Source organism: Cupriavidus sp. H18C1 (genome assembly GCF_049311595.1).
Lineage (GTDB): Bacteria > Pseudomonadota > Gammaproteobacteria > Burkholderiales > Burkholderiaceae > Cupriavidus > Cupriavidus cauae.
The window spans coordinates 729,150-752,712 of the sequence record NZ_CP186008.1 but is presented as its reverse complement, the minus strand read 5'-3'; the positions used below and the strand labels follow the sequence as shown (position 1 = coordinate 752,712).

Here is a 23,563-nt window from a genome sequence, read left to right as displayed (position 1 = left end):
GCAGATCAGCGCCAATTCAGCGGCAAGTCGACCGCACTACAGCTGCGCTATTGCCGCACTACAGCGGCAATGCAGCGCCAACGCAGCAGCAAGCGTGACGACGCCGCGCGGCAGCGTCAGCGCGCCGACTTGCTGGTCTTCTTCGTCGATTTGCTGCTGGTGGAAGCGCCGGACTTCGCCGCGGCCTTCTTCGTGCCGCCCGACGATTTCGTCGACGCCGCGGCCTTGCCCGAGCGGCTCGACTTGGTCGCCTTCGCCTTGCGGCCCTTGGCCGTGGCGTTGCGCGGCGCCACGCTGACGGCCGGCTTGGCGGCCGGTTCGACGATGATGTCGCCGTCGTCGTCCAGCAGTTCGTAGGCCAGCATCATGCCGTCGTCATAGCCGCAGCGGACCTTGACCGGGTCCCAGCGCGACTGGCCGTTGCGGCGATGCGCGGCGGCGGAGAAAGTCACCACCGAGGTCACCGGCACCGCCTGCTTGCCGCGCGAGAAGCGGCCTTCCCAGCTTTCGACCGAGGCCTGTCCCGACGCCAGCGCGCCGGTCGGGATGCGCAGCGCGTCGTAGGTCGCCGAGCGCGGCACCACCCAGCTCGCGTGCGCGGCGCAGTCGGCCACGTCCGCGCTGGCGTTCTCGCTGCGCATCAGCTGCTGGCGCATCTGCGCCCGGTATTCGGCCAGGCTGACGCGGCCGGTGGGCGGCAGCGTGACCGTCTTCGTCGGGGAGTTGTCGTTGTCCGGCGGCGGTACCGCCTGCTTGTCGGAGTAGGAAGTCGCGCCGCGCGGTGCGGGCGCGGGCGCCTGCGGTGCGGGGCTGGCGGCGGGGGCCTGGGCCTGCTGGCCGGCGGTGTCGCCGGACTCGGAGGGCGCGGTGGCGCAGGCGGCCAGCATCAGTGCGGCGGCCGCGGCGGCGAGGGCGCGCAGCCGCATGGAAATTCGTCGGATCACGGGATCTGCTTGCTTCGGGGGCGAAGTGGTTGGCAAAAGACTGCCATGATAGAGGAAACCCTTTGCACAAAGTTCCTCGCGGCAGCCAACCTAGGGTCAGTCCCGAGCGCGGACCGGGCCCGATCCCGGCCCGATTCGCGCCATCAGGACGCCATTGCGGCGCCATGGTGGAGCGGATCGGGCCGGACCGATACCGGCCCGGCCTGGCGCTTGGCGCAGCGCTCAGCGTTTAGCGTTTAGCGCCTCGCGCCAGGCGCTTGCGCTTACCGCGTCGCGGCGGCCGAGCGGGCGAAGCGGTCGAGCTCGGCAAGCAGCGCGTTCAGGTTCTGCTTGAGCTTGTCGAAGCCCGCATTGCGGGTCAGCGCGACCTCGTCCATGTACAGCTTGCGATTGATCTCGAGCTGCAGGCTGTGGCGGCCGGCCTGGGGCTGGCCGACCACGCGCACGATCTCCACGCCCTTGTAGGGATGGTTGCGCCAGACGTCGTAGCCCATCTCCTTCAGCACGCCCTCGACCAGGTCGGTGAAACGCTTGTCGCAGGTGCTGCCGTCGCGGTCGCCCACCACGAAGTCCGGATGCTGCAGGCCCGGATGCTCGGTGGCGTATTGCGCCGCCTCGCTGGGCATCGAGTGGCAGTTGATGTGCCACGCGCTGCCGTGCTCGGCGATCGCCCGGTCGGCCAGCTTCTGCAGCTGGGCGTAGTAGGGCAGGTAGTAGCGCTCGATGCGCGCCTGCACCTCGGCCACGCTGAGCTTGCGATCATAGATCGCCTCGCCGGTGTCGAGCACGCGCCAGACCAGGCCCTTGCCGAGCCGGGTCTTGGGCGTTTCCTGCATCGGGCCCGGCCAGGGGCGTCCAGCAGGGCCTGGTCGATCTCCTCGATGCCGCGGTTGGCATCGAGGTAGCTGCGCGGAAAGCCCGCGCACAGCAGCGCGATGCCCTGCTTCGGCGCGTCGGCGTACAGCTCGTCGACGAAGGTGTCCTCGGCCTGGCGCAGCAGGTTCAGGGGCAGCCCGGCGGCGTAGCGGAAGTCCGCCGGGTAGGTGGTCGCGCTATGCGGCGAATCGAGAAAGAGCGGGCTGCTCTCGCCTTCCGGCAGTTGCAGGAAGTAAGGGGCGCTCCGCGCTCTTTCGGTCTGCTTCGGTCATGATGCTTGCGGCTTGGTCTTGCGGCTTAGTCCATCGAGATCTTGGCGGCGGCGGCGATGCGCTTGTTCTTGGCCACTTCGTTCTTGATCTGCGTGGCGAAGTGCGCCGGCGTGTCGCCGACCGGGGTCGCGCCCAGCTTCTCGAACTTTTCCTTGACCTCGGGCATCGCCAGCACCTTGACGGTGGCGTCGTGCAGCCTGGTCTGGATGTCGGGCGGCAGCTTGGCCGGCGCGATCAGGCCGAACCACGACGAATCGTTGACCTCGGCCAGGCCCAGCTCGGCGAAGGTCGGCACGTTCGGCAGCGCGGCGACGCGCTTGGGCGCGGCCACGGCCAGCGCGCGCAGCTTGCCGCCCTGGATGAACGGCAACGACGACGGCAGGTTGTCGAACAGGATCTGGACCTGGTTGGCCAGCGTGTCGTTCAGCGCCGGGCCGACGCCCTTGTACGGCACGTGCAGCAGCTCGGTCTTGCTGCTCAGCTTGAACAGCTCGCCCATCATGTGCGACACGCTGCCGTTGCCGGCGGAGCCATAGGCCAGCTTGTTCGGCTGCGACTGCGCCAGCGCGATGAAGGCCTTCATGTCGTTGGCCTTGACCGACGGGTGGACGCTCATCACGTTCGGCACCGAGGCCAGGTTGGTGATGGTGGTGAAGTCCTTGGTCGCGTCGTACTGCAGGCGCGGGTAGATCGCCGGGTTGATGCCGTGGGTCGAGGCGGTGGCGATGCCGATGGTGTAGCCGTCCGGCGTGGCCTTGGCCAGGTAGCTGGTGCCGATGCTGCCGCCGGCGCCGCCGCGGTTGTCGACCACCACGGCCTGGCCCAGTTGCTGGCCCAGCTTGTCGGCGACGATGCGGGCGACGATGTCGGTGGTGCCGCCGGCCGGGAAGGGCACGACCAGCGTGATCGGCTTGGTCGGATACGAACCCTGCGCGGCAGCCTGGAACGACAGGCCGGCGGCCAGGGCGGCCGAGCCGGCAGCGATGAGGCGGAGCATGTTACGGCGTTGCATGAATGATCCTGAAAAGGGGGTCCAACACGGAAATGGGGGAGAAAGGGCGTCGGCAGGGCGCGCCCGTCGTTGCTGTGCTAGAAAGCCTCGTTGAGCTTTGCTTGCGATTCTGCGCAAATCTGCAAGAACCGTGCAAACGAATTAAAATCGCACGGTCATTCCATTTGGTCGTGAAGTCTGGGAAATCGAGGAAGTCGCATGCGGCGCCTATGCCCGTCGTTGACCGGGCTGCAGGCCTTCGAGGCCGCCGCCCGTCATCTCAGTTTTACGCTGGCCGCCCGCGAGCTCCATGTCACGCAGGGCGCGGTCAGCAAGCAGGTCCGCCAGCTCGAGTCGTCGCTGGGCGTGGACCTGTTCGAACGCGTCCGTCAGCGCCTGCTGCTGACCGACGCCGGCCGCCGCTATCTGGAGCGGATCCGGCCCAGCCTGCAGGAGATCGAGGCCGCCACCGTCGAACTGGTGGCAAGCCAGGGCCGCGGCGGCACGCTGCATATCGCCAGCATGCCGACGCTGGGCGCCAAGTGGCTGATTCCGCGGCTGCCGCAGTTCTTCGAGCGCCATCCCGAGGTCACGCTGGAATTCGTGCCGCACGCGCAGGGCTATGACTTCTCGCAGCCGGACCTCGACGCGGCGATCCGCTTTGGCGATGGCGTCTGGCCGGGCAGCCTGGCCGACTACATGACCGGCCGCGAGGTGCTGCCGGTGTGCCGGCCGGGTTTGCTGGCCAACGAGCCCAACGGCGTGGCCGCGTCCCCCCAGGCGCTGCTGAACTATCCGCTGCTGCACCATACGACGGTGCCCGAGGCCTGGTCCGACTGGCTGGGCGAGCTTGGCGTGACCACGCGCGAGGCCTGGAGCGGTCCGCGCTTCGACCAGTTCTCGCTGCTGACCCAGGCGGCGCTGTCGGGGCTGGGCATCGCGCTGATCCCGCGCTGCCTGATCGAGCAGGAGCTGGCCAGCGGGGCGCTGGTGGTGGCGCACCCCGCGCGGGTGCTCAGCAAGAAGGGCTATTACCTGTGCTACCCGGAGCAGAAGCAGCATCTGCCGGCGCTGCAGACCTTCCGGCAGTGGCTGATGGAAGGGGTGGACGTGGTGGTGTGAGGCGTCGCCTGTCCGTGGTCCCCAGCGGAAGCGGGGGACCGGCGAGCGGAATGGCGTGATGCCGGTGGGCGAACGCCACCGCGTCCCCGCATGCCCGGGGACGATGGCCGAGCTTACTTCGACAGCACCTTCATCGCCTGCTCGAGCCCGGCGATGGTGACCGGATACATCCGCGCCTTCATGATCTGGTTGATCACCGAGATCGACTGGCGGTACTGCCACAGACCTTCCGGCTCGGGATTGAGCCAGACGAAGCGCGGGAACTGGTCGATCAGCCGATTCAGCCAGACCGCGCCCGCCTCGGGATTGTTGTACTCGACCGAACCGCCCGGCTGCAGGATCTCGTACGGGCTCATGGTCGCGTCGCCGACGAAGATCACCTTGTAGTCGGGCGTGTACTTGTGGATCAGGTCCCAGGTGGCGATCTTCTCCGCGTGGCGGCGGCGGTTGTTCTTCCACACGTAGTCGTAGACGCAGTTGTGGAAGTAGTAGTACTCCAGGTGCTTGAACTCGGTCTTGGCCGCCGAGAACAGTTCCTCGACGCGCTTGATGTGGTCGTCCATCGAGCCGCCGACATCCATCAGCATCAGCACCTTGACCTTGTTGTGCCGCTCCGGGCGCAGCTTGATGTCGAGCAGGCCCGCGTTGGCTGCGGTCGAATGGATGGTGTCGTCCAGGTCGAGCTCGGTGTCGGCGCCCTCGCGCGCAAACCGGCGCAGCCGCCGCAGCGCGACCTTGATGTTGCGCGTGCCCAGTTCGACCTGATCGTCGTAGTCGCGATAGGCGCGCGTCTCCCACACCTTGATCGCGGTACGGTTGCCCTTGGACGGGCCGCCGATGCGGATGCCCTCGGGGTTGTAGCCGCCGTGGCCGAACGGCGAGGTGCCGCCGGTGCCGATCCACTTGTTGCCGCCCTCGTGCTTTTCCTTCTGCTCTTCGAGCAGCTGCTTCAGGCGCTCCATCAGCTTGTCGAGCCCGCCCATCGCCTCGATCTTGGCCTTCTCCTCGGGCGAGAGCTCGCGCTCCAGCGTCTTCTGCAGCCAGTCGAGCGGGATGTCGGATTTCCAGTCGACCAGGTTCTCGACGCCCTTGAAGTAGGCGGCGAAGGTCTGGTCGAACTTGTCGAAGTGCTTCTCGTCCTTGACCAGCGTCATGCGCGACAGGTAGTAGAACTCGTCGATCGACGGCGCGATCACCTGGGCCTTCAGCGACTCCAGCATGGTCAGGTATTCCTTGACGGATACCGGCAGCTTGGCGTGCCGCAGCGAGAAGAAGAAGTCGATCAGCATGGCGGGTCTCGGTGTCGCGGAGGGCTGGCGGTGCGTGCGTTGCGCTCTGTGCGGGCTGTGTGTCGTGTGCGTGCGGTCGGTGCGATCGTGCACGCGGCGCTCAGCGCGGCATCTCCAGGCGGTAATGCAGATGGCGCTTCACCGTCGGCCATTCGCTGGCGATGATCGAGAAGACCACGGTATCGCGCAGCGAGCCGTCGGGCATCACCTGGTGATTGCGCAGCACGCCGTCCTGCTTGGCGCCGAGCCGCGCGATCGCGGCGCGGCTCTGGTGATTCATCCAGTGCGTGCGGAATTCGACCGCGATGCAACGCAGCTGCTCGAAGGCATGCGCGAGCAACAGCAGCTTGCACTCGGTGTTGACCGCGGTGCGCTGCACGCTCTGCGCATACCAGGTGTGGCCGATCTCGAGCCGCCGATGGGTCTCGTCGACATTGAACATCCGCGTCGAGCCGACCACCGGGCCGACCACGCCGTCCTGCACGCGCCGCACCACGAAGGGCATCGCGCCGAGGCGGTCGCGCTGGTCCAGCGCGGCGTCGATCCACGCCCGCATGCCGTCGGGCGTCGGCACCGAGGTGTACCACAGCCTCCACAGCTCGCCATCGCTCGCGGCCGCGCGCAGTTCGGTTTCATGCGCGGCGTCGAGCGGCTCGAGCATGACGTGCCGGCCTTCCAGCACGATCGGCGCGATCAGACGGGTCATCGGGGTTCCTGGCGAGGGTTGGATGTTCAAAGGTCGAGGTTCGCAGTTCGATGAAGGGCAGGGCGGCGTTCAGCGGTTGGCGCGGTTCATGAAGACCAGGCGCTCGAACAGATGCACGTCCTGCTCGTTCTTCAGCAGCGCGCCGTGCAGCGGCGGAATCGCGGCCTTCTTGTCCGGACTGCGCAGCGCCTCGGGCGGAATGTCCTCGGCCATCAGCAGCTTGAGCCAGTCGATCAGTTCGGACGTCGACGGCTTCTTCTTCAGGCCCGGCAGGTTGCGCATCTCGTAGAACGCCTCCAGCGCGGCGGACACCAGCTCGCGCTTGATGCCGGGATAGTGGACGTCGACGATGCGCTGCATGGTGTCGGCGTCGGGGAACTTGATGTAGTGGAAGAAGCAGCGGCGCAGGAAGCGCGTCCGGCAGTTCCTTCTCGTTGTTCGACGTGATGATGACCAGCGGACGATGTCTGGCGCGGATCAGTTCGCGCGTCTCGTAGACGTAGAACTCCATCCGGTCGATTTCGCGCAGCAGGTCGTTGGGAAATTCGATGTCCGCCTTGTCGATCTCGTCGATCAGCAGCACCACCGGCTCGTCGGACTCGAACGCCTGCCACAGCACGCCCTTGACGATGTAGTTGCGGATGTCGTGCACGCGGTCGTCGCCGAGCTGCGAGTCGCGCAGGCGGGACACCGCGTCGTATTCGTACAGGCCCTGCTGCGCCTTGGTGGTCGACTTGATATGCCATTGCAGCAGCGGCATGCCCAGTGCCGCGGCGACTTCCTCGGCCAGCATGGTCTTGCCGGTGCCGGGCTCGCCCTTGATCAGCAGCGGACGCTGCAGCGTGCGCGCGGCGTTGACGGCGAGCTTCAGGTCGTCGGTGGCCACGTAGTGGGCGCTGCCCTCGAAGCGGGCGGAGGGGGGCGGCAGAGGCGCCAGCGGCGGCTTGGGCGGTATCGGTCATGTCGCGTTCTGAGGCTTCGTTCGGGTCGGAATGGGCCAGTATAAAAGAGCTTTCCCGTTCGCGTGCGACCATGGCGCCGCTCTATGGACTGCCGCGTGCCGCGTGCGGTACAATGCGCCGGTTTGACGCGCCCCCACGTCCATCCTCCTTCCCCCGGCCGCCCACGTCGCACCCTGGCGGCCCTGGTCGGGAAGCGGCGATCACGAAAGAATGGCCGGCATGACGGTCGATGCGCACGGCCCCGGCCGTGCATTCGGCGGGAGTTCCATGTCTGGCCGCTCGGGCAGGTCACGCAGGGTTCAATCCTTCCAATCCGACTACGACAATGAAAAAGCTCCTCACGATGGTGGTGCTGGGCGCCGCCGCGACGGCAGCGCAGGCCCAGGAAGTCAAGGGCAATGTGGAGGCAGCCCGGGATAAGGTGGCGATGTGTATCGGCTGCCACGGTATTCCGGGATATCGGGCTTCGTTTCCCGAGGTGTACGAAGTGCCGATGATCGGGGGCCAGAGCGCGAAGTACATCGCGAACGCGCTGCAGGAGTACAAGAAGGGCGGCCGCAAGCATCCGACCATGCGCGGCATCGCGGCGACGCTGAGCGACCAGGATATCGCCGACGTGGCTGCGTACTACGCGCAGCAGAAGCGCGATACCCGCGACAATCCGCAGAAGTGAGAGGACCCGACATGAAGACGCTCAAGACGCTCTCGTTCGCGCTCGGCGCACTCGTGCTGGGTGCCTCGGCGATGTCGGCCTCCGCCGCCGATATCGAAGCCGGCAAGGCCCTGGTGCAGAAGGGCAATTGCGCCGCCTGCCACGGCGCCGACATGAATTCCCCGATCGCGCCGGACTATCCGAAGCTGGCCGGCCAGCACGCCGGCTACCTGTATCACGCGCTGGTCGCCTACCAGATCCACGGCAACCCGCAGGTCGGCCGCTCCAACGCGATCATGCAGGGCCAGGTCAACGCCAACCCCGGCGTGGTCGGCAAGGACGGCAAGCCCCGCCCCTTCACGCGCCAGGAACTGAAGGACATGGCCGCCTATCTCGAATCGCTGCCGGGCGATCTGGTGTTGAAGAGGTAAGGCAGCATACCGCCGTCAAAAAGCCGCTTCCTTCGAGGCGGCTTTTTTTATATCTTCGGCATGGATCGATCGAAGGCATGATGACCCCCGCAATACGATGGCGCTCCCTCGACAGCGGGAGCCAACGTGCCAACCCTCAGCATATTTTTCGGGATCGCGATCATGATGTATTGGCGTGACCACGAACCGGCCCATTTCCATGCGCGCTATGGCGATTCGGAAGCGATCATCCGAATCGATACGCGGAAGGTGATCGCCGGATCGCTGCCCCGGCGTGCGCTTGCACTGGTGCTGGAATGGGCGTCGTCGCATCGAAACGAATTGGCCGAAGATTGGCGGCTTTGCAGAAATCACGAAATGCCAAAGCCCATTCCGCCCCTGGAGTAATGCAATGGTCGCGTGGCACGTCACCCGTCTGGCTGTCCTGCCAAATCATCGACTGGACGTTGAATTCGCCGATGGCACGCGCGGAATCGTGGACATGTCGCGCGATGATTTTCGTGGCGTCTTTGCTCCGTTGGCGGATGAAGCCTATTTCGCCAAGGCTTCCATTGCGGATGGCGCGGTGGTATGGCCAAACGGGGTCGATATCGCCCCGGATGCGATGTACGAGCAAGTGACGGGGCGCCCGTTGACCCGATCGTAGGGGCCCCGTCGGGTGAGTGGCGGCGCGGTGACCGCCAACTCAGCGTTCATCAGTTCCCGCTGCCCTTCGCCAACCGCCGTGCCTTGACCGCGTTGGCCAGGATCTCCAGCACTCGCACCGAATCGTCCCAACCGATGCAGGCGTCGGTGACCGACTGGCCGTAGGTCAGCGAGTCGATCGGCGCGCCCTGGACATGGTCCTGGCGGCCGGCGATCAGGTGCGATTCGACCATCACGCCGATGATGCGGTCGTCGCCCGCGGCGAGCTGCTTGCCGATGTCCTCGCAGACCGGGATCTGGTTCTCGTGCTTCTTGCTGCTGTTGGCGTGCGAGGCATCGATCATCAGCCGCGCCGCGAGCCCGGCCTTGGAAATCGCGTCGCAGGCCTGCTGCACGCTGTCGGCGTCGTAGTTCGGGTTCTTGCCGCCGCGCAGGATGATGTGGCAGTCCTCGTTGCCCGAGGTCGACACGATCGCCGAATGGCCACCCTTGGTGACCGACAGGAAATGGTGCGGCTGCGAGGCGGCCTTGATCGCATCGACCGCGATCTTGACGTTGCCGTCGGTGCCGTTCTTGAAGCCGACCGGACACGACAGCCCCGAGGCCAGTTCCCGATGGACCTGCGATTCGGTGGTGCGCGCGCCGATCGCGCCCCAGCTGACCAGGTCGGCGATGTACTGCGGCGAAATCATGTCGAGGTATTCGGTGCCCGCCGGCAGGCCCATCTCGCTGATATTGAGCAGCAGCTCGCGCGCGGTGCGCAGGCCGTCGTTGATCTTGAAGCTGCCATCCATGTGCGGATCGTTGATCAGCCCCTTCCAGCCGACCGTGGTGCGCGGCTTCTCGAAGTAGACCCGCATCACGACCTCGAGCTCGTTGCTGAAGCGATCGCGCTGCTCCTTCAGCAGCTTGGCGTATTCGAGCGCGGCGCGGGTGTCGTGGATCGAGCAAGGGCCGATGATGACGATCAGCCGGTCGTCCATGCCATGCAGGATGCGGTGCATCGCCTGGCGCGCGCCGTAGATGACGTCCGACGCCTTCTCCGACAGGGAGAACTCGCGGATCAGGTGCGCCGGCGGCAGCAGCTCCTTCAGTTCGCGAATACGAAGGTCGTCGGTGTTCTTCAACATGATGGCTCCAGGTCTTGTCAGGTCGTGAGAGTGGGGGTATTCGATGCTGCGGGGAAAGTCGGGCCAAAAAAAGCCGCCAGGTCTGCTGGCGGCTTTTTTGCAATCTTGGGAGGCGCTTACGACTGATCCTCTCCTTCCGCCAGCGGTGCGAGATCGCTAAAAAAGTAAAAGTAAAACTTGGCGGACATGTGGGAGGAAAGCGCGGTATTCGGTCGGTCTTGCGATTGGTATTGCGTCTGTTTTCGTCGGTATCGCGTGTTGGCGAGGCGGCAAGTGCCGGCGACGAAGCCACTTTATAGCCCGTTTCGGCACGCTTGGCAAGCGCGCCGAAACGCCGGGGCAAGGCGGGAGAGGGCCGGCTGTGGCGTCGGCGCAGCAGCGGCGCCGACGCGCGGGGGCCGTCAGGCGGTGCCGCCCACCGTCATGTTCTCGATGCGCAGGGTCGGCTGGCCGACGCCGACCGGCACGCTCTGGCCTTCCTTGCCGCAGACGCCGACGCCCGAGTCCAGCCGCATGTCGTTGCCGATCATGGTGACGTCCTTCAGCGATTCGGGACCGTTGCCGACCAGCGTCGCGCCCTTGACCGGCGCGGTGATCTTGCCGTCCTCGATCAGGTAGGCCTCGCTGGCCGAGAACACGAACTTGCCGTTGGTGATGTCGACCTGGCCGCCGCCGAAGTTGACCGCGTACAGGCCGCGCTTGACGCTGGCGATGATCTCCTGCGGGTCGCGGTCGCCGTTCAGCATGTAGGTATTGGTCATGCGCGGCATCGGCAGCGCGGCGAAGCTCTCGCGGCGCGCGTTGCCGGTCACCGGCATCTTCATCAGCCGCGCGTTCAGCGTGTCCTGGATATAGCCGCGCAGGATGCCGTCCTCGATCAGCGTGGTGCACTGGGTCGGATTGCCTTCGTCGTCGAGGTTCAGCGAACCGCGGCGGCCTTCCAGCGTGCCGTCGTCGACCACGGTGACGCCCTTGGCCGCCACGCGCTCGCCCATGCGGCCGGCGAAGGCCGAAGAGCCCTTGCGGTTGAAGTCGCCTTCCAGGCCGTGGCCGACCGCCTCGTGCAGCAGCACGCCGGGCCAGCCCGGGCCGAGCACGACCGTCATCGCGCCGGCCGGGGCGGGGCGCGCCTCCAGGTTGACCAGCGCCGACGACACCGCCTCGTCGACATAGGTGCGCAGCAGTTCGTCGCTGAAGTAGCCGTAGTGGTAGCGACCGCCGCCGCCCGAGGTGCCCATCTCGCGCCGGCCGTTCTGCTCGGCGATCACCGTGACGGATACGCGCACCAGCGGCCGCACGTCGGCGGCGATCACGCCGTCGCTGCGGGCGATCAGCACCACGTCGTATTCGCCGGCCAGGCCCGCCATCACCTGCACGATGCGCGGATCCTTGGCGCGCGCCATCTTCTCGACGCGCTCGAGCAGCGCGACCTTCTCGGCCGCCGGCATCGAATCGAGCGGATCGTTGGGCGCGTACAGGTCCCGGCCGCCCTGCGAGGCCAGCGAACCCGCCACCTTGGTGCGGCCGCTGCCGACCTTGCCGATGGTGCGCGTGGCCGCACTGGCCTGCAGCAGCGCCTCCAGGCTGATCTCGTCGGAGTAGGCGAAGGCGGTGCGGTCGCCCGACACGGCGCGCACGCCGACGCCCTGGTCGATATTGAAGCTGCCCGACTTGACGATGCCTTCCTCGAGGCTCCAGGCCTCGCTGCGGGTGTACTGGAAATACAGGTCGGCGTAGTCGACCTTGTGCGTGAAGATGTCGGCCAGCACGCGTTGCAGCCGGGCTTCGTCGAGCCCGTACGGGTTCAGCAGCAGCTGCTGTGCGGTGGCGAGATTGCGGATTCCGAGATCGCCGACGTTCATGAATGTCCTCTGTTGGATTCGGGGTCGCGCTGCCCGGCATCGGGCCGGCAGCCGCAAGGGTGGGGCGCCGCCTGGTGCGGCGCGCGAATGTTCGGTACTACGGTTCGGTCAGGTACCACGGTTCGGTCGGGTCCTACGGGTGTCCATGCTACAGCACCCGGTGGCGCAGCGCAGGCAGGTTCTGCCGCACTTCGGCGATGCGCGCCGGGTCCAGCGTGCCGCTGACCACGCCTTCGCCCTCGGGCAGCATGGCCAGTACCTCGCCCCACGGGTCGACCAGCATCGAATGGCCCCAGGTGCGGCGGCCGTTCTCGTGCTTGCCGCCCTGGGCCGCGGCCAGCACATAACACTGGTTCTCGATCGCGCGGGCCCGCAGCAGGATCTCCCAATGCGCCTGCCCGGTGGTGTAGGTGAAGGCGGCCGGCATCAGGATCAAGGCCAGGCCGTTCTCGCTGTCGGTGCTCGCCATCTGCCGATAGAGCTCGGGGAAGCGCAGGTCGTAGCAGACCGACATTGCGACCCGGCCGCACGGCGCATCGAACGTCACCGGCTCGCGGCCCGCCAGGATGGTGCGCGACTCGTCGTAGCGCTCCTCGCCGCGGGTGAAGCCGAACAGGTGGATCTTGTCGTAGCGCGCCACCCGTTCGCCCTGCGGATCGAAGGCGAGCGAACTGTTGCGGACCCGCTCGGCGTCCTCGCACCACAGCGGCAGCGTGCCCCCGACCAGCCAGATGCCGTGGCGCCGCGCCGCATCGGCCAGGAAGCGCTGGATCGGCCCGTCGCCGTCCTGCTCGCGCACCGCGACCTTGTCGCTCTCCTGGCGGCCCATCAGGCAGAAATACTCCGGCAGCAGCACCAGGTCGGCGCCGCCGCGCGCGGCCTCGGCGATCAGCGCGTCGGCGCGCGCCAGGTTGGCGTCGAGCGCGGTGCCGGTCACGGTCTGGATTGCGGCAACACGCATGGCACGCGTCGCGCTCGGCGTGGCGGAGGGGGGAAGCGGCAGGGCTGGCTGGCGTGCTGGCGGAGCGGGTAGCGGGATCGGCGGCTGGCATGGCGTTTCCTCGATGCGCGTGGGCGCAATTACGGCATATAGGACTGCTCGGGCTGGCGGCGATCGGGAGCGCGCTTGGACCCGTCCGCGTTATTGTCGCCGACCTTGGCGATCCGCGGCTCGGCCCAGCTTCCGGTCACCTTGTAGTGCTGCGTGAAGGCCTTGGAGAACTCGTCGGCGAACAGCAATTGCGCCGCCAGCGTGCCGATCCCGAGTGCCGGATTGATGAAGGCGGCGGCAACCGAGGCCGAGGTCGCGTTGATGCGCGGCACCAGCGCGACCTCCAGATCCTGCGTTTCCTGCGGCAGATTGGCGCTGCCGCTCATCGCCGCGCTGACCTGCGGGCTCTTCAGGCGGAAATCGCTGGTGCTGGCAATGCCGTTCTCGATGGTGCCGGTCGCGCTGATCTCGTCGAACACCAGGCCCTCGCCGGCGATGCCGCGGAAGTCCAGCGTCACCAGCCGCATCACGCTCTGCAGGCTCAGCACGCCCAGCAGCTTGGCGGCGCCGGGCTCGACGCTGACGATCTGGCCGTTCTCGAGCTTCAGCGCCACGCGGCCGTTCAGCGAGGGATAGTCGATCGCCAGCGGCGACCCGATCCAGCGGATGCGGCCCTCGAGCTTGCCCTTGCCGTCGCGCAGCGTGTGCGGCATGCCGAGCCGGTCGAGCACATTGCCGGCATTGCGCACGTCGACGTTGAAGCTCAGCAGCGTGCGGCGCTGGCCGCCGGCCTTGTCGCTGTCGCGCACGCGGCGCGGCACGCGCCAGCTGCCCTGGCCGGTGAAGGTCGCGCCGGGCTGTTCCAGCGTCAGCGATTCCAGCGTCCAGACCGGTTCGCCATGGTCGAGCGCGCTGTGCGCCTTGACCTGCAGCTTGCCGAAGTCGTGGCCGCGCAGTTCGAAGCGCTCCGCCTGCAAGTCGATCGACGGCAGTTCCTCGATCTGGCCGGCCAGCGCGTCGGCCACCTGGCTGGTGTCCTGGCTGTCGGGGATATTCAGCCGCGACAGCCGCAACGTCAGCGCGCCGCCCGGGCTGGACGGCACCGCGCGCCACTGCATCTGGCCGGCGATCTGGCGCGAGTCGAGGCGGAACTGCCAGCCCGGATCGCCGGACTGCGGCGCCCGCACGGCGTCCAGCGTCACGTCGTCGAGCTCGCGGCCGAAGGCGAGCAGCGTGCGCGAACGCGCGCTGATGCGCTCCGGCAGATACGAGGCCGTGACCGGTTCGCGCGCGCCGCCGCCCTTGTCGTCGGGGGGGCCGCTGGCGGGGGCGCCGGCGAGCGCCGCGCGCCAGCCGTCCAGGTCGAAACGCTCGACCGCCAGCGCGGCGCTGACCCCGGTGGCGGGCGTGGGCGTCGGCTGGCCGATGCCGATGCCGCCGTTGACTACCTCGACGCCGCCGGGGCCACGGCGCAGCAGATAGCGCGCATTCAGCATCGCGCCGTATTGCAGTTCGAGCTCTTCATGCCCCGCGCGCCCGGCCAGCGGCCGCAGTTCGAAGCGCAGCGGCGCGGGCTGCCCGGCGGGCTTGGCCAGCGGCGCCGGCAGGTCGACCGCCATGCCGGCCAGATCGGCGGTGAACGAGATCACCGGCTGGCGTTCGCGCACGCCGATCACCGCCTGGTAGCTGGCATTGCCGTCGAAGCGGCGCGCCAGCGGCGTCAGCCCGGCGCCGGCCAGCGCCTCGGCGATGCCGCGCGAGTTGGCGCTGCCGGCCGCCGTCACGCGCACCGTACCGTCGGACTGGGTGCCGCCGCTGGCGCGCACCTCGCCGCCCAGCAGGCGCGCGCGCACCGCATCGAGCTGGAAGCCGTGCTCGTTGAACGCGACCGTGCCCGTCGCGCCGCCCAGCGTCGGCAGGCCCGGCGCGAGCACCACGTCGTTGCCGGTCAGGCGGTACTGGCCTTCGACCTTGCTGCGGGTCGCATCGGCCAGCGGCAGGTCGAGCTTGAGCCGCAGCTCGCCATGGCCCTGGCCGCGCGCCTCGCCGGTGAAGTTGCCGGTCCACTCGCGCACCGGGCTGGTGGCGATATAGCGCAGGAAGCCCTGCATCGGGCCGCTGGCGCTGCCGTCCAGCGTCAGTCGTCCGCGGTGGTCGAGCTCGTCGATGCGGCCTTTGACGTCGCGCAGCGCCACGCCGGCCAGGCCCTGCACCGAGGCGCGCTCGACGTTCAGCGCCATCGCGCCGCGCTCGAACCGCAGGCTGCCGTCGATCTCGGTGAACAGCGGCCATAGCGGCTTGCCGTCGGGACCGTGCGGGTCGATCTGGTAGGACGCCTGCCGCAGCGGCACGTCCACGTGGAAGTCGCCATGCCGGGCGGCGTCGCCGTGGAACGGGAAGTGGGCGAGATCGCCCGTGACCTGGAAGCGGACCGCCTCGGACTCGCCGCCCGCCAGCGCGCCGGCCAGATAGTGCCGGGTGCTCGCCGGCACGTGCAGCGGCAGATAGCGCGGCACGCGTGCGATCTGCGCGCGGGCGAGTTCGCCATCGAGCTCGGCAATGCCGGCGTGGCCGTCGCCGCCTTCGCGCCAGCTGCCGCGCACGGTGCCGGCCGTGTCGGCGTTGGCGAAGCGGATGCCGTCGGTGCGCACCACCAGCTTGCCTGCCTCGCGGCGCCACTCGAATGCGCCGGCCAGTTCGTCGAAGGGCAGGCGCGGGTCCTCGAACACGCCGGGGGAAGGTCAGCGTGGCCTGGGTGCCCTCGAAGCGCGCGCTGCCGCCCTGCTGGTCGAAGGAGAAGTTGCCGGACAGGCCGCTGAAGCCCGGAATGCCCAGGTTGGCGTGGCCGTCCTTGTCGAACGCCGGTTCGGCCGGCTGCTCGCGCACCGACACGTTGCGCAGCGTGCCCTGGATCCGATAGCGGGTGGGACCGCCTTGCCGCTGCAGCAGGCCGCCGCGCTCGCGGGTCCAGTTGACGTCGAGGTTGTCGAGCCGGCCGGACGGTCGCAGCGCGCGCACCTGGCGGGCCAGCGCGGTATCGAGCGGCATCGCGGTCGACAGCGCGCGCAGCGCGTCGAGGTCGAGCGTCGGCGCCTTCAGCGCCAGCCGCCGCAGCGCGCCGTTGTCGTCGCGCGCCCAGCGCAGCGTGACGCGGCGCATGCCTTCGCGCCAGGCGCCGCCGCTGGCCTGCGCCTGCGCGCCGGCCGGCTCCCACAGCAGCGTGTCGACGGTCAGCTGGTTGTCGGCGCCTTCGCGCCGGTGCAGCAGCAGCGCCTGCGACTGGTTCAGCCGCAAGGGCTCGGCCGCGCCGGCCAGGCGCAGATCGACCGCGTTGGCGCGCAGCCGCGCCTGGCTGCGCAGCATTTCGCCATTGGCGAACTCGATGGTGCCGTCGCTGCTCAGCACGCCGCTGTCGACCCGCTCGAACAGGCTCAGATAGCGCTGCACCGCGGGCAGCTGCAACTGGCCGATATCCCAGCTGGCCTGGCCGCGCCAGTTGCGCCAGTCGCCCTGCGCATGCAGATAGGTATGGCGGAAGGTGCCGGTGACCACCAGCGGGCGCGCGGCCAGCGCGGCCGAGCGCGCTTCCAGCCGCAGGTCGTGGCGGGCGCCGCTGCGGGTCGAGCGCAGCAGGATGTCGCCGACCTCCAGCACCGGCAGGCCGCGCTGCTCGTCGAGCCAGCGGACCTTGCCGCCGGTCAGCGTGACCGAGCCCTGTGCCAGCAGCCAGTCGAGAAAGCGATGATCGTCGCCGCCGCTGCGGTCCTGCGTGCGCATCGGCATGCCGGCCACCTCCAGCCGGCCCTGCGCCGAGCGGTGCACCAGCACGTCGGCGTGGTTGGCGTCGAAGCGGGCGAAGCGCAGTTCGAGCGTGCTCAGCGACTGCCAGGACAGCGCGCCCTGCAGCGTCTCGGCCGACAGCAGCACGCGCTGCTGGTCGTCGACCAGACGCACGCCGCGCGCATGGAAGGCCGGATGCCAGCCATCCCACGTGGTCTCCAGCGCGGCGATGGTCAGGCGGGCGGACAGCGCCTCCGAGCCGCGTTGCTCCAGCCAGGCGCGTGCGCCCGCGGCCTGGGGCCACAGCACGAAACGCATCAGCAGGAACAGCACCGCGGCCACGGCCGCCAGCGTGACGCCGATGCGCAGCAGCCAGCGCGCGATCCAGCCCCCAGCAGCGGTGGCGCACCGCTGCCGCGACGGCGCGGCCGATGGCGCGCGGCGAGGCCTTCAGGGAGCGAAACAGCTGGCCGGCCCGGCGGCGCCAGGCCGAGGTCGAAAACGACTTGCCGGAGGGAGGGGAGGTCGAGGAAGCGGTACCGGAACCGGGAACCTGGGCCGCCGCGGCACCGGCGGCGGAGCCCGCGGACCCTGGGGTTGCTGCCGCGCCGCTGGACGGGGTGGGGCGTTCGGCGGGTGGGGTGGCGCGGCTGGACATGCGCAGATTATCCGACAATACTAGCCGCTCTCCAATTCGAAGCCAGCCCGGGCGGCGTTACCGGTGGCGCATGATTCCTCGCGCGGCGTTCCTCTGCCGCGATCCATCCAAGTGACAGGAATGACTTCCCCAGATATCGCGAGTTCCCAGGCGGGCGCCGGTCGGCATGCCGTCGACGCCGCCGTTGCCGTCGATGCCGCCACCGCGGCCGGCGGCCTGGGCGGCATGGCCAGCGGCGCCTTTGCGGTGGCCGCGGCGACCGGTCTCGACCCCGCCGATTGCGGGGGACACGCATTGTACTCGGCGGCCGCCTCGCACTACGTGCGGCGCGTGATGCAGGCCCGGCCCGAACTGCCGGCGCTGGTCGCCCAGGCCAGCGCCGAGCCGCTGACGCGGGTCTGGATGGAAGCGCGGCTGGCGGCGCTGCGGCAGCCTGCCGCCGATGCCGAGCAGGCGATCGGCCAGGCGCTGCGCCGATTGCGCGCCGAGGTGATGTGCATCGTCATCGAGCGGGATCTGCGCGGCCTGGCCACGCTGGCCGAGGTCACCGGCGCGATGACCGACCTGGCCGAACTGTCGATCCAGCATGCGCTGGCCACGCTGGCCGACGACATGGCGACGACCTTCGGCCGGCCCGTCGGCGAGCACAGCGGCGAGGTGCAGGAACTGGTCGTGGTCGGCATGGGCAAGCTCGGCGGCCGCGAGCTCAACGTCTCGTCCGACATCGACCTGATCTTTCTCTACGACGAGGACGGCGACACCGCGGGCGGCCAGCGCAGCCTGTCGAATCACGAATACTTCACGCGCCTGGGCCGGCGCCTGATCAGCGTGCTGGCCGAGACCACTGCCGACGGCTATGTGTTCCGCGTCGACATGCGGCTGCGGCCGAACGGCGACGCCGGGCCGCTGGCCTGCAGCCTCGGCATGCTGGAGGAATACCTGGTCGTGCAGGGGCGCGAATGGGAGCGCTATGCCTGGATCAAGGGCCGCGTGGTGTCGTCGCTGGCTACCCCTCACGCGCAGCGCACCGCCGACCAGCTTGCGCGGCTGACCACGCCGTTCGTGTTCCGCCGCTATCTGGACTACGGCGTGATCGCCGCGATCCGCTCGCTGCATGCGCAGATCCGCGCCGAGGCCGCCAAGCGCAGCGGCGGCCTGGCCGGCCATGGCGTCAACCAGCGCTCGGCCGATATCAAGCTGGGGCGCGGCGGCATCCGCGAGATCGAATTCATGGCGCAGGTGTTCCAGCTGATCCGCGGCGGCCAGGACCTGGCGCTGCGCGCGCGGCCGACGCTGGAGGTACTGGCGATCGCGGTCGAGCGCGGGCTGCTGCCGGCCGGGCAAGCGCTGCAGCTGTCCGATGCCTATCGCTTCCTGCGCCAGCTCGAGCACCGGCTGCAGTATCGCGACGACGCGCAGACCCACCATCTGCCGACCAGCGAGGAGGAGCAGTCCGCCGTCGCCCGCATGATGGGCTGCCCGGACTGGCCCGCGCTGCAGGCGCGGCTGGCGGAGCTGCAGGAGCCGGTGGCGCAGCAGTTCGAGGTCACCTTCTCCGACCCGGAGCAGGGCCAGGCGCCCGCCGAGACGCTGTGGCCGGCGCTGGCGCATGGCGAGGACGAAGAGGCGCCGTGCGCGCGGCTCGCGCAGGCGGGCTATTCGGACTGCGGCGGGCTGCTGGAGCGGCTGCGCGCCACGGCGTCCTCGCCGCGCTACCGCGCGCTGTCCGAGCAGAGCCGCGCGCGCTTCGACCTGCTGGTCAACCGCGCGCTGGACCTGGCCGGACGGCAGGACGATGCCGATGCCACCATCACGCGCTTTCTCGACTTCTTCGATGCGATCAGCCGGCGCGCCTCGTATCTGTCGCTGCTGTCGGAGTATCCGCAGGCGATGGAGCGCGTCGCCCATACGCTGCACGCGTCGCGCTGGGCCGCCACCTATCTGACGCGGCATCCGCAACTGCTCGACGAACTGCTCGACGCCGAGGCGCTGGCCAGCGTGCCCGACTGGGACGGGTTCCGCGCCCGGCTCGGCGAGCGCCTGCTGGCCGCGCACGGACAGGTCGAGGCGCAGATGGACATCCTGCGCCGCGAGCACCATGCCGAAACCTTCCGCGTGCTGCTGCAGGACCTGCACGGCAGGCTGACGGTCGAGCAGATCGCCGACCGGCTGTCCGACCTGGCCGACGCGATGCTCGACGTCACGCTGACCGCGGTCTGGCAGCAACTGCCGATGCGCCATCGCGACATGCCGCGCTTCGCGGTGATCGCCTATGGCCGGCTGGGCGGCAAGGAACTCGGCTACGCGTCCGACCTCGACATCATCTTCCTGCACGACGACGATGACGACGGCGCCGCGGAGATCTACGCCGCCTATGCGCGCCGCCTGATCACCTGGCTGACCAGCCATACCGCGGCGGGCATGCTGTTCGACGTCGACACGCGGCTGCGCCCGAACGGTGCCGCGGGCCTGCTGGTCACCAGCTTCGAGTCGTTCCGCCGCTATCAGCTGCGCCAGGGCGACAACACCGCCTGGGTGTGGGAGCACCAGGCGCTGACGCGCGCGCGCTTCTGCGCCGGCGACCGCGAGCTGGGCGCGCGCTTCGAGCGGCTGCGCGAGGAGGTCCTGTGCCAGCCGCGCGATGCCGACACGCTGCGGCAGGAGATCGTCGCAATGCGGCACAAGGTGGCCGAGGGCCATCCGAACCGCAGCGACCGCTTCGACCTGAAGCACGACCGCGGCGGCATGGTCGACATCGAATTCACCGTGCAGTACCTGGTGCTGCTGCACAGCCGCGCCCATCCCGAGCTGACGCGCAACGCGGGCAATATCGCGCTGCTGCGGATGGCTGGGCAGCTCGGCCTGATCGATGCGACGCTGGCCCAGGCGGTCGGCGACGCCTACCGGACCTTCCGCGCGCGCCAGCACAAGTTGCGGCTCGACGGCCAGGATCAGGCCCGGGTGCCGCCGCAGACCATCGAGGCGCAGGCGCGCGACGTGCGCGCGCTTTGGCAGGCCGTGTTCGGCCAGGACTGAGTGGCGGTGGTTGCCGAGCACGACGACGGCGGCGCCGTACCGGTCGCGGCGGCGCCGTCCGCATGGCGTCGCGCGCTGCCGGCCCTGGCCGCGATGGCCGCGCTGGCGGCGATCGGCGCGCTGTCGGCCGCCTTCACCTTCGTGCCATGGCTCCATGCGCACGGCCTCTATCTACGCGATGCGCTGATGCTGCCCGGGGGCGAGCGCCAGTGGTGGCGGCTGCTGACCGCGATGTGGGTCCATCTGGATGGGCGCCACTGGCTCGGCAATCTGCTGGCGGCGTCGGGCTTGCTGTTGCTGGCCGGGCGCGCGGCCGGCGCACGGCAGATGCTGCTGGCCTTGCTGGTGTGCGGGATCGCGGTGCAGGTCGCGTTGCTGTGGCAGCCGGCGGTGCGCTGGTATGGTGGGCTGTCGGGCGCGCTGCATGGACTGGCGGTCTGGGGCGCCTTGCGCCTGCTGGCCGCCGACCGCTGGTCGCGCGCGATCGGCGTCGCGCTGGCCGCCGGCGTGCTGGTCAAGCTGTGGCTGGAGCAGTCGTGGCTCGCGCCGGTGCGCTTCGATGCGGCGTGGGGGTTTGGCGTGGTGCGCGCCGCCCATGCGGCCGGCGCGGTGGCCGGCTTCGCCTGGTGGCTCGCACAGCAGTGGTGGGGGCAGCGGCGCGCCGCCGCGGGCTAGCGCGCCGGTCCTGGAATCAGGGCCCTCGATTCAGGGCCCTCGATTCAGGGCGCTCGGTTCAGGGCACTCGGTTCAGGGCCCTTGATTCAGGGCACTCGGTTCAGCGCCGCGCCTGGCGGCGACGGCCGGACGGCAGCAGCACGGCGAACAGACCGGCCAGCGCCAGGGCGGCGCCGCTCCACAGCGGCACGGCACCGCCGCCACCATCGTCGCCACCGCCGCCGTTGTTGGCCGGGGGCGGCGCCGGCGGAACCGGTGCACCCGCCGCCGCGGCCAGCGCGCGGTTCGCGTCCAGCAGCCCGGCGCCGCAATTGCCGGCGTTATTGCCGGTCGTGCAATAGGTATTGGCCGGATGCGGGCGCGCGCTGCTCTTGAGCAGTTCGGTGACCTGGGCGCTGGTCAGGTTGCCGTTGACCGCCAGCATCAGCGAGGCGACGCCCGACACCATCGGCGCGGCGAAGCTGGTGCCCTGCGAGTTCACCAGGGTGTAGTTGCGCGCCGTGGTGTCGCCGTCGTTGGTCAGCGTGCGGATCGTCGACGGCGGGGCCAGGCAGGTCCCGTTGGACACCTTGCTGTTGGCACAGCCGCCGCCCGGTGCGCTGATCGCGATCTGCGGGCCGACGTTGGCATAGCTGGCGTTTTCGCCGTCATTGACATGGGCGGTCACCGCGATCACGCCACGGCAGTCGGCCGGCGCTTCCACGGGGCCGGCGCTGTTGCCGGCGGCGGCCACCACCACGACGCCGCGCGCGGCGAGCTCATCCACGGCCTGCTGTTCGAAGCTGCTGCAGGTACTCGCGCCGAGGCTGATATTGACCACGCGCGCCGGCGTGGGATTGTTCGGGACGTTCGGCACCGGCAGGCCGCCGGCCCAGCGCATCGCGTCGACGGTGTCGGACAGCAGCGCACCGCAGCGGCCCGAGACGCGCAGCGGCTGGATGCGGGCGCTCCAGTCGACCCCGGCAACGTCCTGGCCGTTGTTGGTCACCGCGCCCAGCACGCTGGCGACGCGGGTGCCATGCCAACTGTTGGTCTTTCTCCACTCGACGCTGGGACAGCTGTTTTCGCTTGGTTCATAGTCGCCGGCGTCGGTAGGATCGCTGTCACGGCCATCGCCATCCAGCGAATACTGCGGGTCTGAAATGAAGTCATAGCCGGCCACGAGCCGCGCCGCCAGATCCGGATGCCTTAGCACACCAGTGTCGACCACCGCGATCACCACGCCTTCGTGGCCGCGCGACCGATCCCAGGCAGCGGGAAGATTCGCGGCCCCGGGCACCAGCGCCGCAGAACCCAGATAGGGTTGGTTGACCGCGAACTCCGGATCGTTCGGCACCGTGTCGTGCGGCCGCAGCCAGCGGTCCGGCACCGCGTCCGCCACGCGCGGATCCTGGCGCAGCTTCGCGGCCACCGCCTCCGGATCGGCGCCCTTGCCGGCCGGCACGCCGAGCAACGCCAGGTTGCCGCCCATCTGCCGCTTGACGGTCAGTCCGATGCCGGTCTGCTCGGCGACCTTGCGCACCTGTTCGGCGGCGGTCTCGGCCGGCATCAGCGCGGTGCCCCCGGGGGCGTCCTTCCAGCGCACGATGATGTTGCCGCTGTAGACCGGGGCCGGATGGGCGTCCGGGCTCGTCGCGGCCGTCGCGGCCAAGGGGGACAGGATGGCGCCCGCCGAGACGGCGGCGGCAAGGACCAGACGCAGGGCGACGGGCGGGATCGAACGCGGCATGAACACCTCCGGGAGGGGCGAAGCCGGGGTGCAGCGGCCGGCGCTCGCGGGCATGTGGCTCAAAGATAGTTGGGGGAATGCGACCGGGCAATCGGCGCTCGTCCGACAGCGCGCGCTATCGGGGTGACGTCCGGGGCGGTTTCGCCTTTCTCGATCGGCTGCCTTGAGCCGCCTGCGTGGTCCGCCTGCCTGGCCGCTTTCCCGATCCGGGTTAACGGCAGCCGTCGCCCGGTCTTCAGTTCGCCGGCATGTCGCGCCCGGTCGGCTTGGGCCGGCTGGGCGTCAGGCGGCGGTCTGCCTCGGCCGCCTCGATCCGCGGCAGCGCGCGCAGCGTGGTGACCGCCTGCTCGATGGTCGCCTCCGGCGACGGCGAGATCGCGGTGACCAGCCAGGTGCCGCCGGACATCGGGCGCTTGACCACGAAGCGGATCGGGCCCTTGGCCTGCGCCAGCAGTTCGCCCGCCTGCAGCGAGGTATCGACGGCCGGCGGCGTGAAGCGGACCAGGATGTCGCCGACCGCGCGGTCGTCGGTGATGGCGCCCGGCGGCGGGGTGGCGGGCTTCGAGCTGCAGGCGGCTGCCAGCGCCAGGCCGCACAGGGCCGCCGCGAGCGTCAGGCGGCGCGTGGCGCGGCGCGCAGGGCGGCTCACCGGGCGGCGCGTGGCTTCGGCGGAGCCGGTCGTGCCGGACGGGTCGTCGAGGGGCGAGGGCGGCTTGGCGAAGAACATGGGGTTTCCTGTGGTCGGTGCGATCGGTGGTGCGATTGGATCGTGCTTGTCGGTGTTGCTGACCCGTAGTGCTTGTCGGTAGTGA

The 23,563-nt window shown here is 69.4% G+C and carries 18 protein-coding genes and 2 pseudogenes; 8 read left to right on the top strand and 12 right to left on the bottom strand.

Going from position 1 to position 23,563, the window contains the following annotated elements:
* Positions 1 to 116: 116 nt before the first annotated feature.
* The 3 genes and pseudogenes from OJJOAM_RS03495 to OJJOAM_RS03485 all read right to left on the bottom strand — a co-directional run bounded on the left by OJJOAM_RS03495 (position 117) and on the right by OJJOAM_RS03485 (position 3,104).
* Positions 117 to 944 carry a BspC domain-containing protein gene (locus tag OJJOAM_RS03495; protein ID WP_422648878.1) on the bottom strand — a complete coding sequence of 276 codons (828 nt, stop codon included), beginning with the start codon at positions 942 to 944 and terminating at the stop codon, positions 117 to 119.
* Positions 945 to 1,207: 263 nt separating this feature from the next.
* Positions 1,208 to 2,092, bottom strand: a pseudogene (locus OJJOAM_RS03490) (N-formylglutamate amidohydrolase).
* A gap of 25 nt (positions 2,093 to 2,117) precedes the next feature.
* The gene (locus tag OJJOAM_RS03485) at positions 2,118 to 3,104 is read right to left on the bottom strand and encodes a Bug family tripartite tricarboxylate transporter substrate binding protein (protein ID WP_422648877.1); all 987 of its coding nucleotides are present in this window, start codon (positions 3,102 to 3,104) and stop codon (positions 2,118 to 2,120) included.
* A 198-nt stretch (positions 3,105 to 3,302) separates the two neighbouring features.
* Here OJJOAM_RS03485 and gcvA point away from each other — a divergent pair, with 198 nt between their 5' ends.
* Positions 3,303 to 4,205: a transcriptional regulator GcvA gene (gene gcvA / locus OJJOAM_RS03480; RefSeq protein WP_006578944.1), complete on the top strand. Its 903-nt coding sequence runs from the start codon at positions 3,303 to 3,305 to the stop codon at positions 4,203 to 4,205.
* Between the two features lie 113 nt (positions 4,206 to 4,318).
* Here the strand turns inward: gcvA and OJJOAM_RS03475 are convergent, their stop codons facing one another.
* The 3 genes and pseudogenes from OJJOAM_RS03475 to OJJOAM_RS03465 form a co-directional block, all read right to left on the bottom strand.
* Complete coding sequence (locus OJJOAM_RS03475; protein ID WP_422648876.1) at positions 4,319 to 5,494, bottom strand: vWA domain-containing protein; 1,176 nt, start codon at positions 5,492 to 5,494, stop codon at positions 4,319 to 4,321.
* A 100-nt stretch (positions 5,495 to 5,594) separates the two neighbouring features.
* On the bottom strand, positions 5,595 to 6,200 hold the full coding sequence (locus OJJOAM_RS03470; protein ID WP_422648875.1) for a GNAT family N-acetyltransferase: 606 nt from the start codon (positions 6,198 to 6,200) through the stop codon (positions 5,595 to 5,597).
* A gap of 69 nt (positions 6,201 to 6,269) precedes the next feature.
* Positions 6,270 to 7,162, bottom strand: a pseudogene (locus OJJOAM_RS03465) (AAA family ATPase).
* Positions 7,163 to 7,487: 325 nt separating this feature from the next.
* Here OJJOAM_RS03465 and OJJOAM_RS03460 point away from each other — a divergent pair.
* The 4 genes from OJJOAM_RS03460 (at position 7,488) to OJJOAM_RS03445 (ending at position 8,891) form a co-directional block, all read left to right on the top strand.
* The gene (locus OJJOAM_RS03460; RefSeq protein WP_006578948.1) at positions 7,488 to 7,835 is read left to right on the top strand and encodes a c-type cytochrome; all 348 of its coding nucleotides are present in this window, start codon (positions 7,488 to 7,490) and stop codon (positions 7,833 to 7,835) included.
* Positions 7,836 to 7,846: 11 nt separating this feature from the next.
* Positions 7,847 to 8,245, top strand: a complete 399-nt coding sequence (locus OJJOAM_RS03455; protein WP_422648874.1) for a c-type cytochrome — start codon at positions 7,847 to 7,849, stop codon at positions 8,243 to 8,245.
* A gap of 126 nt (positions 8,246 to 8,371) precedes the next feature.
* The gene (locus OJJOAM_RS03450; protein WP_422648873.1) at positions 8,372 to 8,632 is read left to right on the top strand and encodes a DUF4160 domain-containing protein; all 261 of its coding nucleotides are present in this window, start codon (positions 8,372 to 8,374) and stop codon (positions 8,630 to 8,632) included.
* A 4-nt stretch (positions 8,633 to 8,636) separates the two neighbouring features.
* A complete protein-coding gene (locus OJJOAM_RS03445; protein ID WP_422648872.1) occupies positions 8,637 to 8,891 on the top strand; it encodes a DUF2442 domain-containing protein in 255 nt (84 codons plus the stop codon).
* 49 nt (positions 8,892 to 8,940) lie between these two features.
* Here OJJOAM_RS03445 and aroG read toward each other — a convergent pair whose 3' ends face one another.
* From aroG to OJJOAM_RS03425, 4 genes are all read right to left on the bottom strand, one after another.
* Positions 8,941 to 10,020, bottom strand: a complete 1,080-nt coding sequence (gene aroG, locus OJJOAM_RS03440; RefSeq protein ID WP_422648871.1) for a 3-deoxy-7-phosphoheptulonate synthase AroG — start codon at positions 10,018 to 10,020, stop codon at positions 8,941 to 8,943.
* A gap of 401 nt (positions 10,021 to 10,421) precedes the next feature.
* Positions 10,422 to 11,882 carry a metalloprotease TldD gene (gene tldD / locus OJJOAM_RS03435; protein ID WP_422648870.1) on the bottom strand — a complete coding sequence of 487 codons (1,461 nt, stop codon included), beginning with the start codon at positions 11,880 to 11,882 and terminating at the stop codon, positions 10,422 to 10,424.
* 148 nt (positions 11,883 to 12,030) lie between these two features.
* On the bottom strand, positions 12,031 to 12,843 hold the full coding sequence (locus OJJOAM_RS03430; protein ID WP_422648869.1) for a carbon-nitrogen hydrolase family protein: 813 nt from the start codon (positions 12,841 to 12,843) through the stop codon (positions 12,031 to 12,033).
* 119 nt (positions 12,844 to 12,962) lie between these two features.
* Entirely contained in the window at positions 12,963 to 15,602 is a 2,640-nt protein-coding gene (locus OJJOAM_RS03425) for a YhdP family protein (RefSeq protein WP_422648868.1), read from the bottom strand.
* A gap of 205 nt (positions 15,603 to 15,807) precedes the next feature.
* Here OJJOAM_RS03425 and OJJOAM_RS03420 point away from each other — a divergent pair, with 205 nt between their 5' ends.
* From OJJOAM_RS03420 to rrtA, 3 genes are all read left to right on the top strand, one after another.
* Complete coding sequence (locus tag OJJOAM_RS03420) at positions 15,808 to 17,385, top strand: hypothetical protein (RefSeq protein WP_422648867.1); 1,578 nt, start codon at positions 15,808 to 15,810, stop codon at positions 17,383 to 17,385.
* A 46-nt stretch (positions 17,386 to 17,431) separates the two neighbouring features.
* Positions 17,432 to 20,347, top strand: coding sequence for a bifunctional [glutamate--ammonia ligase]-adenylyl-L-tyrosine phosphorylase/[glutamate--ammonia-ligase] adenylyltransferase (glnE, locus tag OJJOAM_RS03415; protein WP_422648866.1), 2,916 nt, complete (start codon positions 17,432 to 17,434; stop codon positions 20,345 to 20,347).
* A gap of 93 nt (positions 20,348 to 20,440) precedes the next feature.
* The gene (gene rrtA / locus OJJOAM_RS03410) at positions 20,441 to 21,022 is read left to right on the top strand and encodes a rhombosortase (protein WP_422649482.1); all 582 of its coding nucleotides are present in this window, start codon (positions 20,441 to 20,443) and stop codon (positions 21,020 to 21,022) included.
* A 100-nt stretch (positions 21,023 to 21,122) separates the two neighbouring features.
* Here rrtA and mprA read toward each other — a convergent pair whose 3' ends face one another.
* Entirely contained in the window at positions 21,123 to 22,751 is a 1,629-nt protein-coding gene (gene mprA, locus OJJOAM_RS03405; RefSeq protein WP_422648865.1) for an MprA protease, GlyGly-CTERM protein-sorting domain-containing form, read from the bottom strand.
* Between the two features lie 235 nt (positions 22,752 to 22,986).
* Positions 22,987 to 23,478: a hypothetical protein gene (locus OJJOAM_RS03400; RefSeq protein ID WP_422648864.1), complete on the bottom strand. Its 492-nt coding sequence runs from the start codon at positions 23,476 to 23,478 to the stop codon at positions 22,987 to 22,989.
* Positions 23,479 to 23,563 lie beyond the last annotated feature (85 nt).

Coding starts and splice junctions, on each gene's coding strand:
- glnE (WP_422648866.1), top strand. CDS start 17,432: ATGACTTCCCCAGATATCGCGAGTTCCCAGGCGGGCGCCGGTCGGCAT.
- OJJOAM_RS03460 (WP_006578948.1), top strand. CDS start 7,488: ATGAAAAAGCTCCTCACGATGGTGGTGCTGGGCGCCGCCGCGACGGCA.
- OJJOAM_RS03445 (WP_422648872.1), top strand. CDS start 8,637: ATGGTCGCGTGGCACGTCACCCGTCTGGCTGTCCTGCCAAATCATCGA.
- OJJOAM_RS03455 (WP_422648874.1), top strand. CDS start 7,847: ATGAAGACGCTCAAGACGCTCTCGTTCGCGCTCGGCGCACTCGTGCTG.
- OJJOAM_RS03475 (WP_422648876.1), bottom strand. CDS start 5,494: ATGCTGATCGACTTCTTCTTCTCGCTGCGGCACGCCAAGCTGCCGGTA.
- aroG (WP_422648871.1), bottom strand. CDS start 10,020: ATGTTGAAGAACACCGACGACCTTCGTATTCGCGAACTGAAGGAGCTG.
- gcvA (WP_006578944.1), top strand. CDS start 3,303: ATGCGGCGCCTATGCCCGTCGTTGACCGGGCTGCAGGCCTTCGAGGCC.
- rrtA (WP_422649482.1), top strand. CDS start 20,441: ATGGCCGCGCTGGCGGCGATCGGCGCGCTGTCGGCCGCCTTCACCTTC.
- mprA (WP_422648865.1), bottom strand. CDS start 22,751: ATGCCGCGTTCGATCCCGCCCGTCGCCCTGCGTCTGGTCCTTGCCGCC.
- tldD (WP_422648870.1), bottom strand. CDS start 11,882: ATGAACGTCGGCGATCTCGGAATCCGCAATCTCGCCACCGCACAGCAG.
- OJJOAM_RS03485 (WP_422648877.1), bottom strand. CDS start 3,104: ATGCAACGCCGTAACATGCTCCGCCTCATCGCTGCCGGCTCGGCCGCC.
- OJJOAM_RS03470 (WP_422648875.1), bottom strand. CDS start 6,200: ATGACCCGTCTGATCGCGCCGATCGTGCTGGAAGGCCGGCACGTCATG.
- OJJOAM_RS03400 (WP_422648864.1), bottom strand. CDS start 23,478: ATGTTCTTCGCCAAGCCGCCCTCGCCCCTCGACGACCCGTCCGGCACG.
- OJJOAM_RS03430 (WP_422648869.1), bottom strand. CDS start 12,843: ATGCGTGTTGCCGCAATCCAGACCGTGACCGGCACCGCGCTCGACGCC.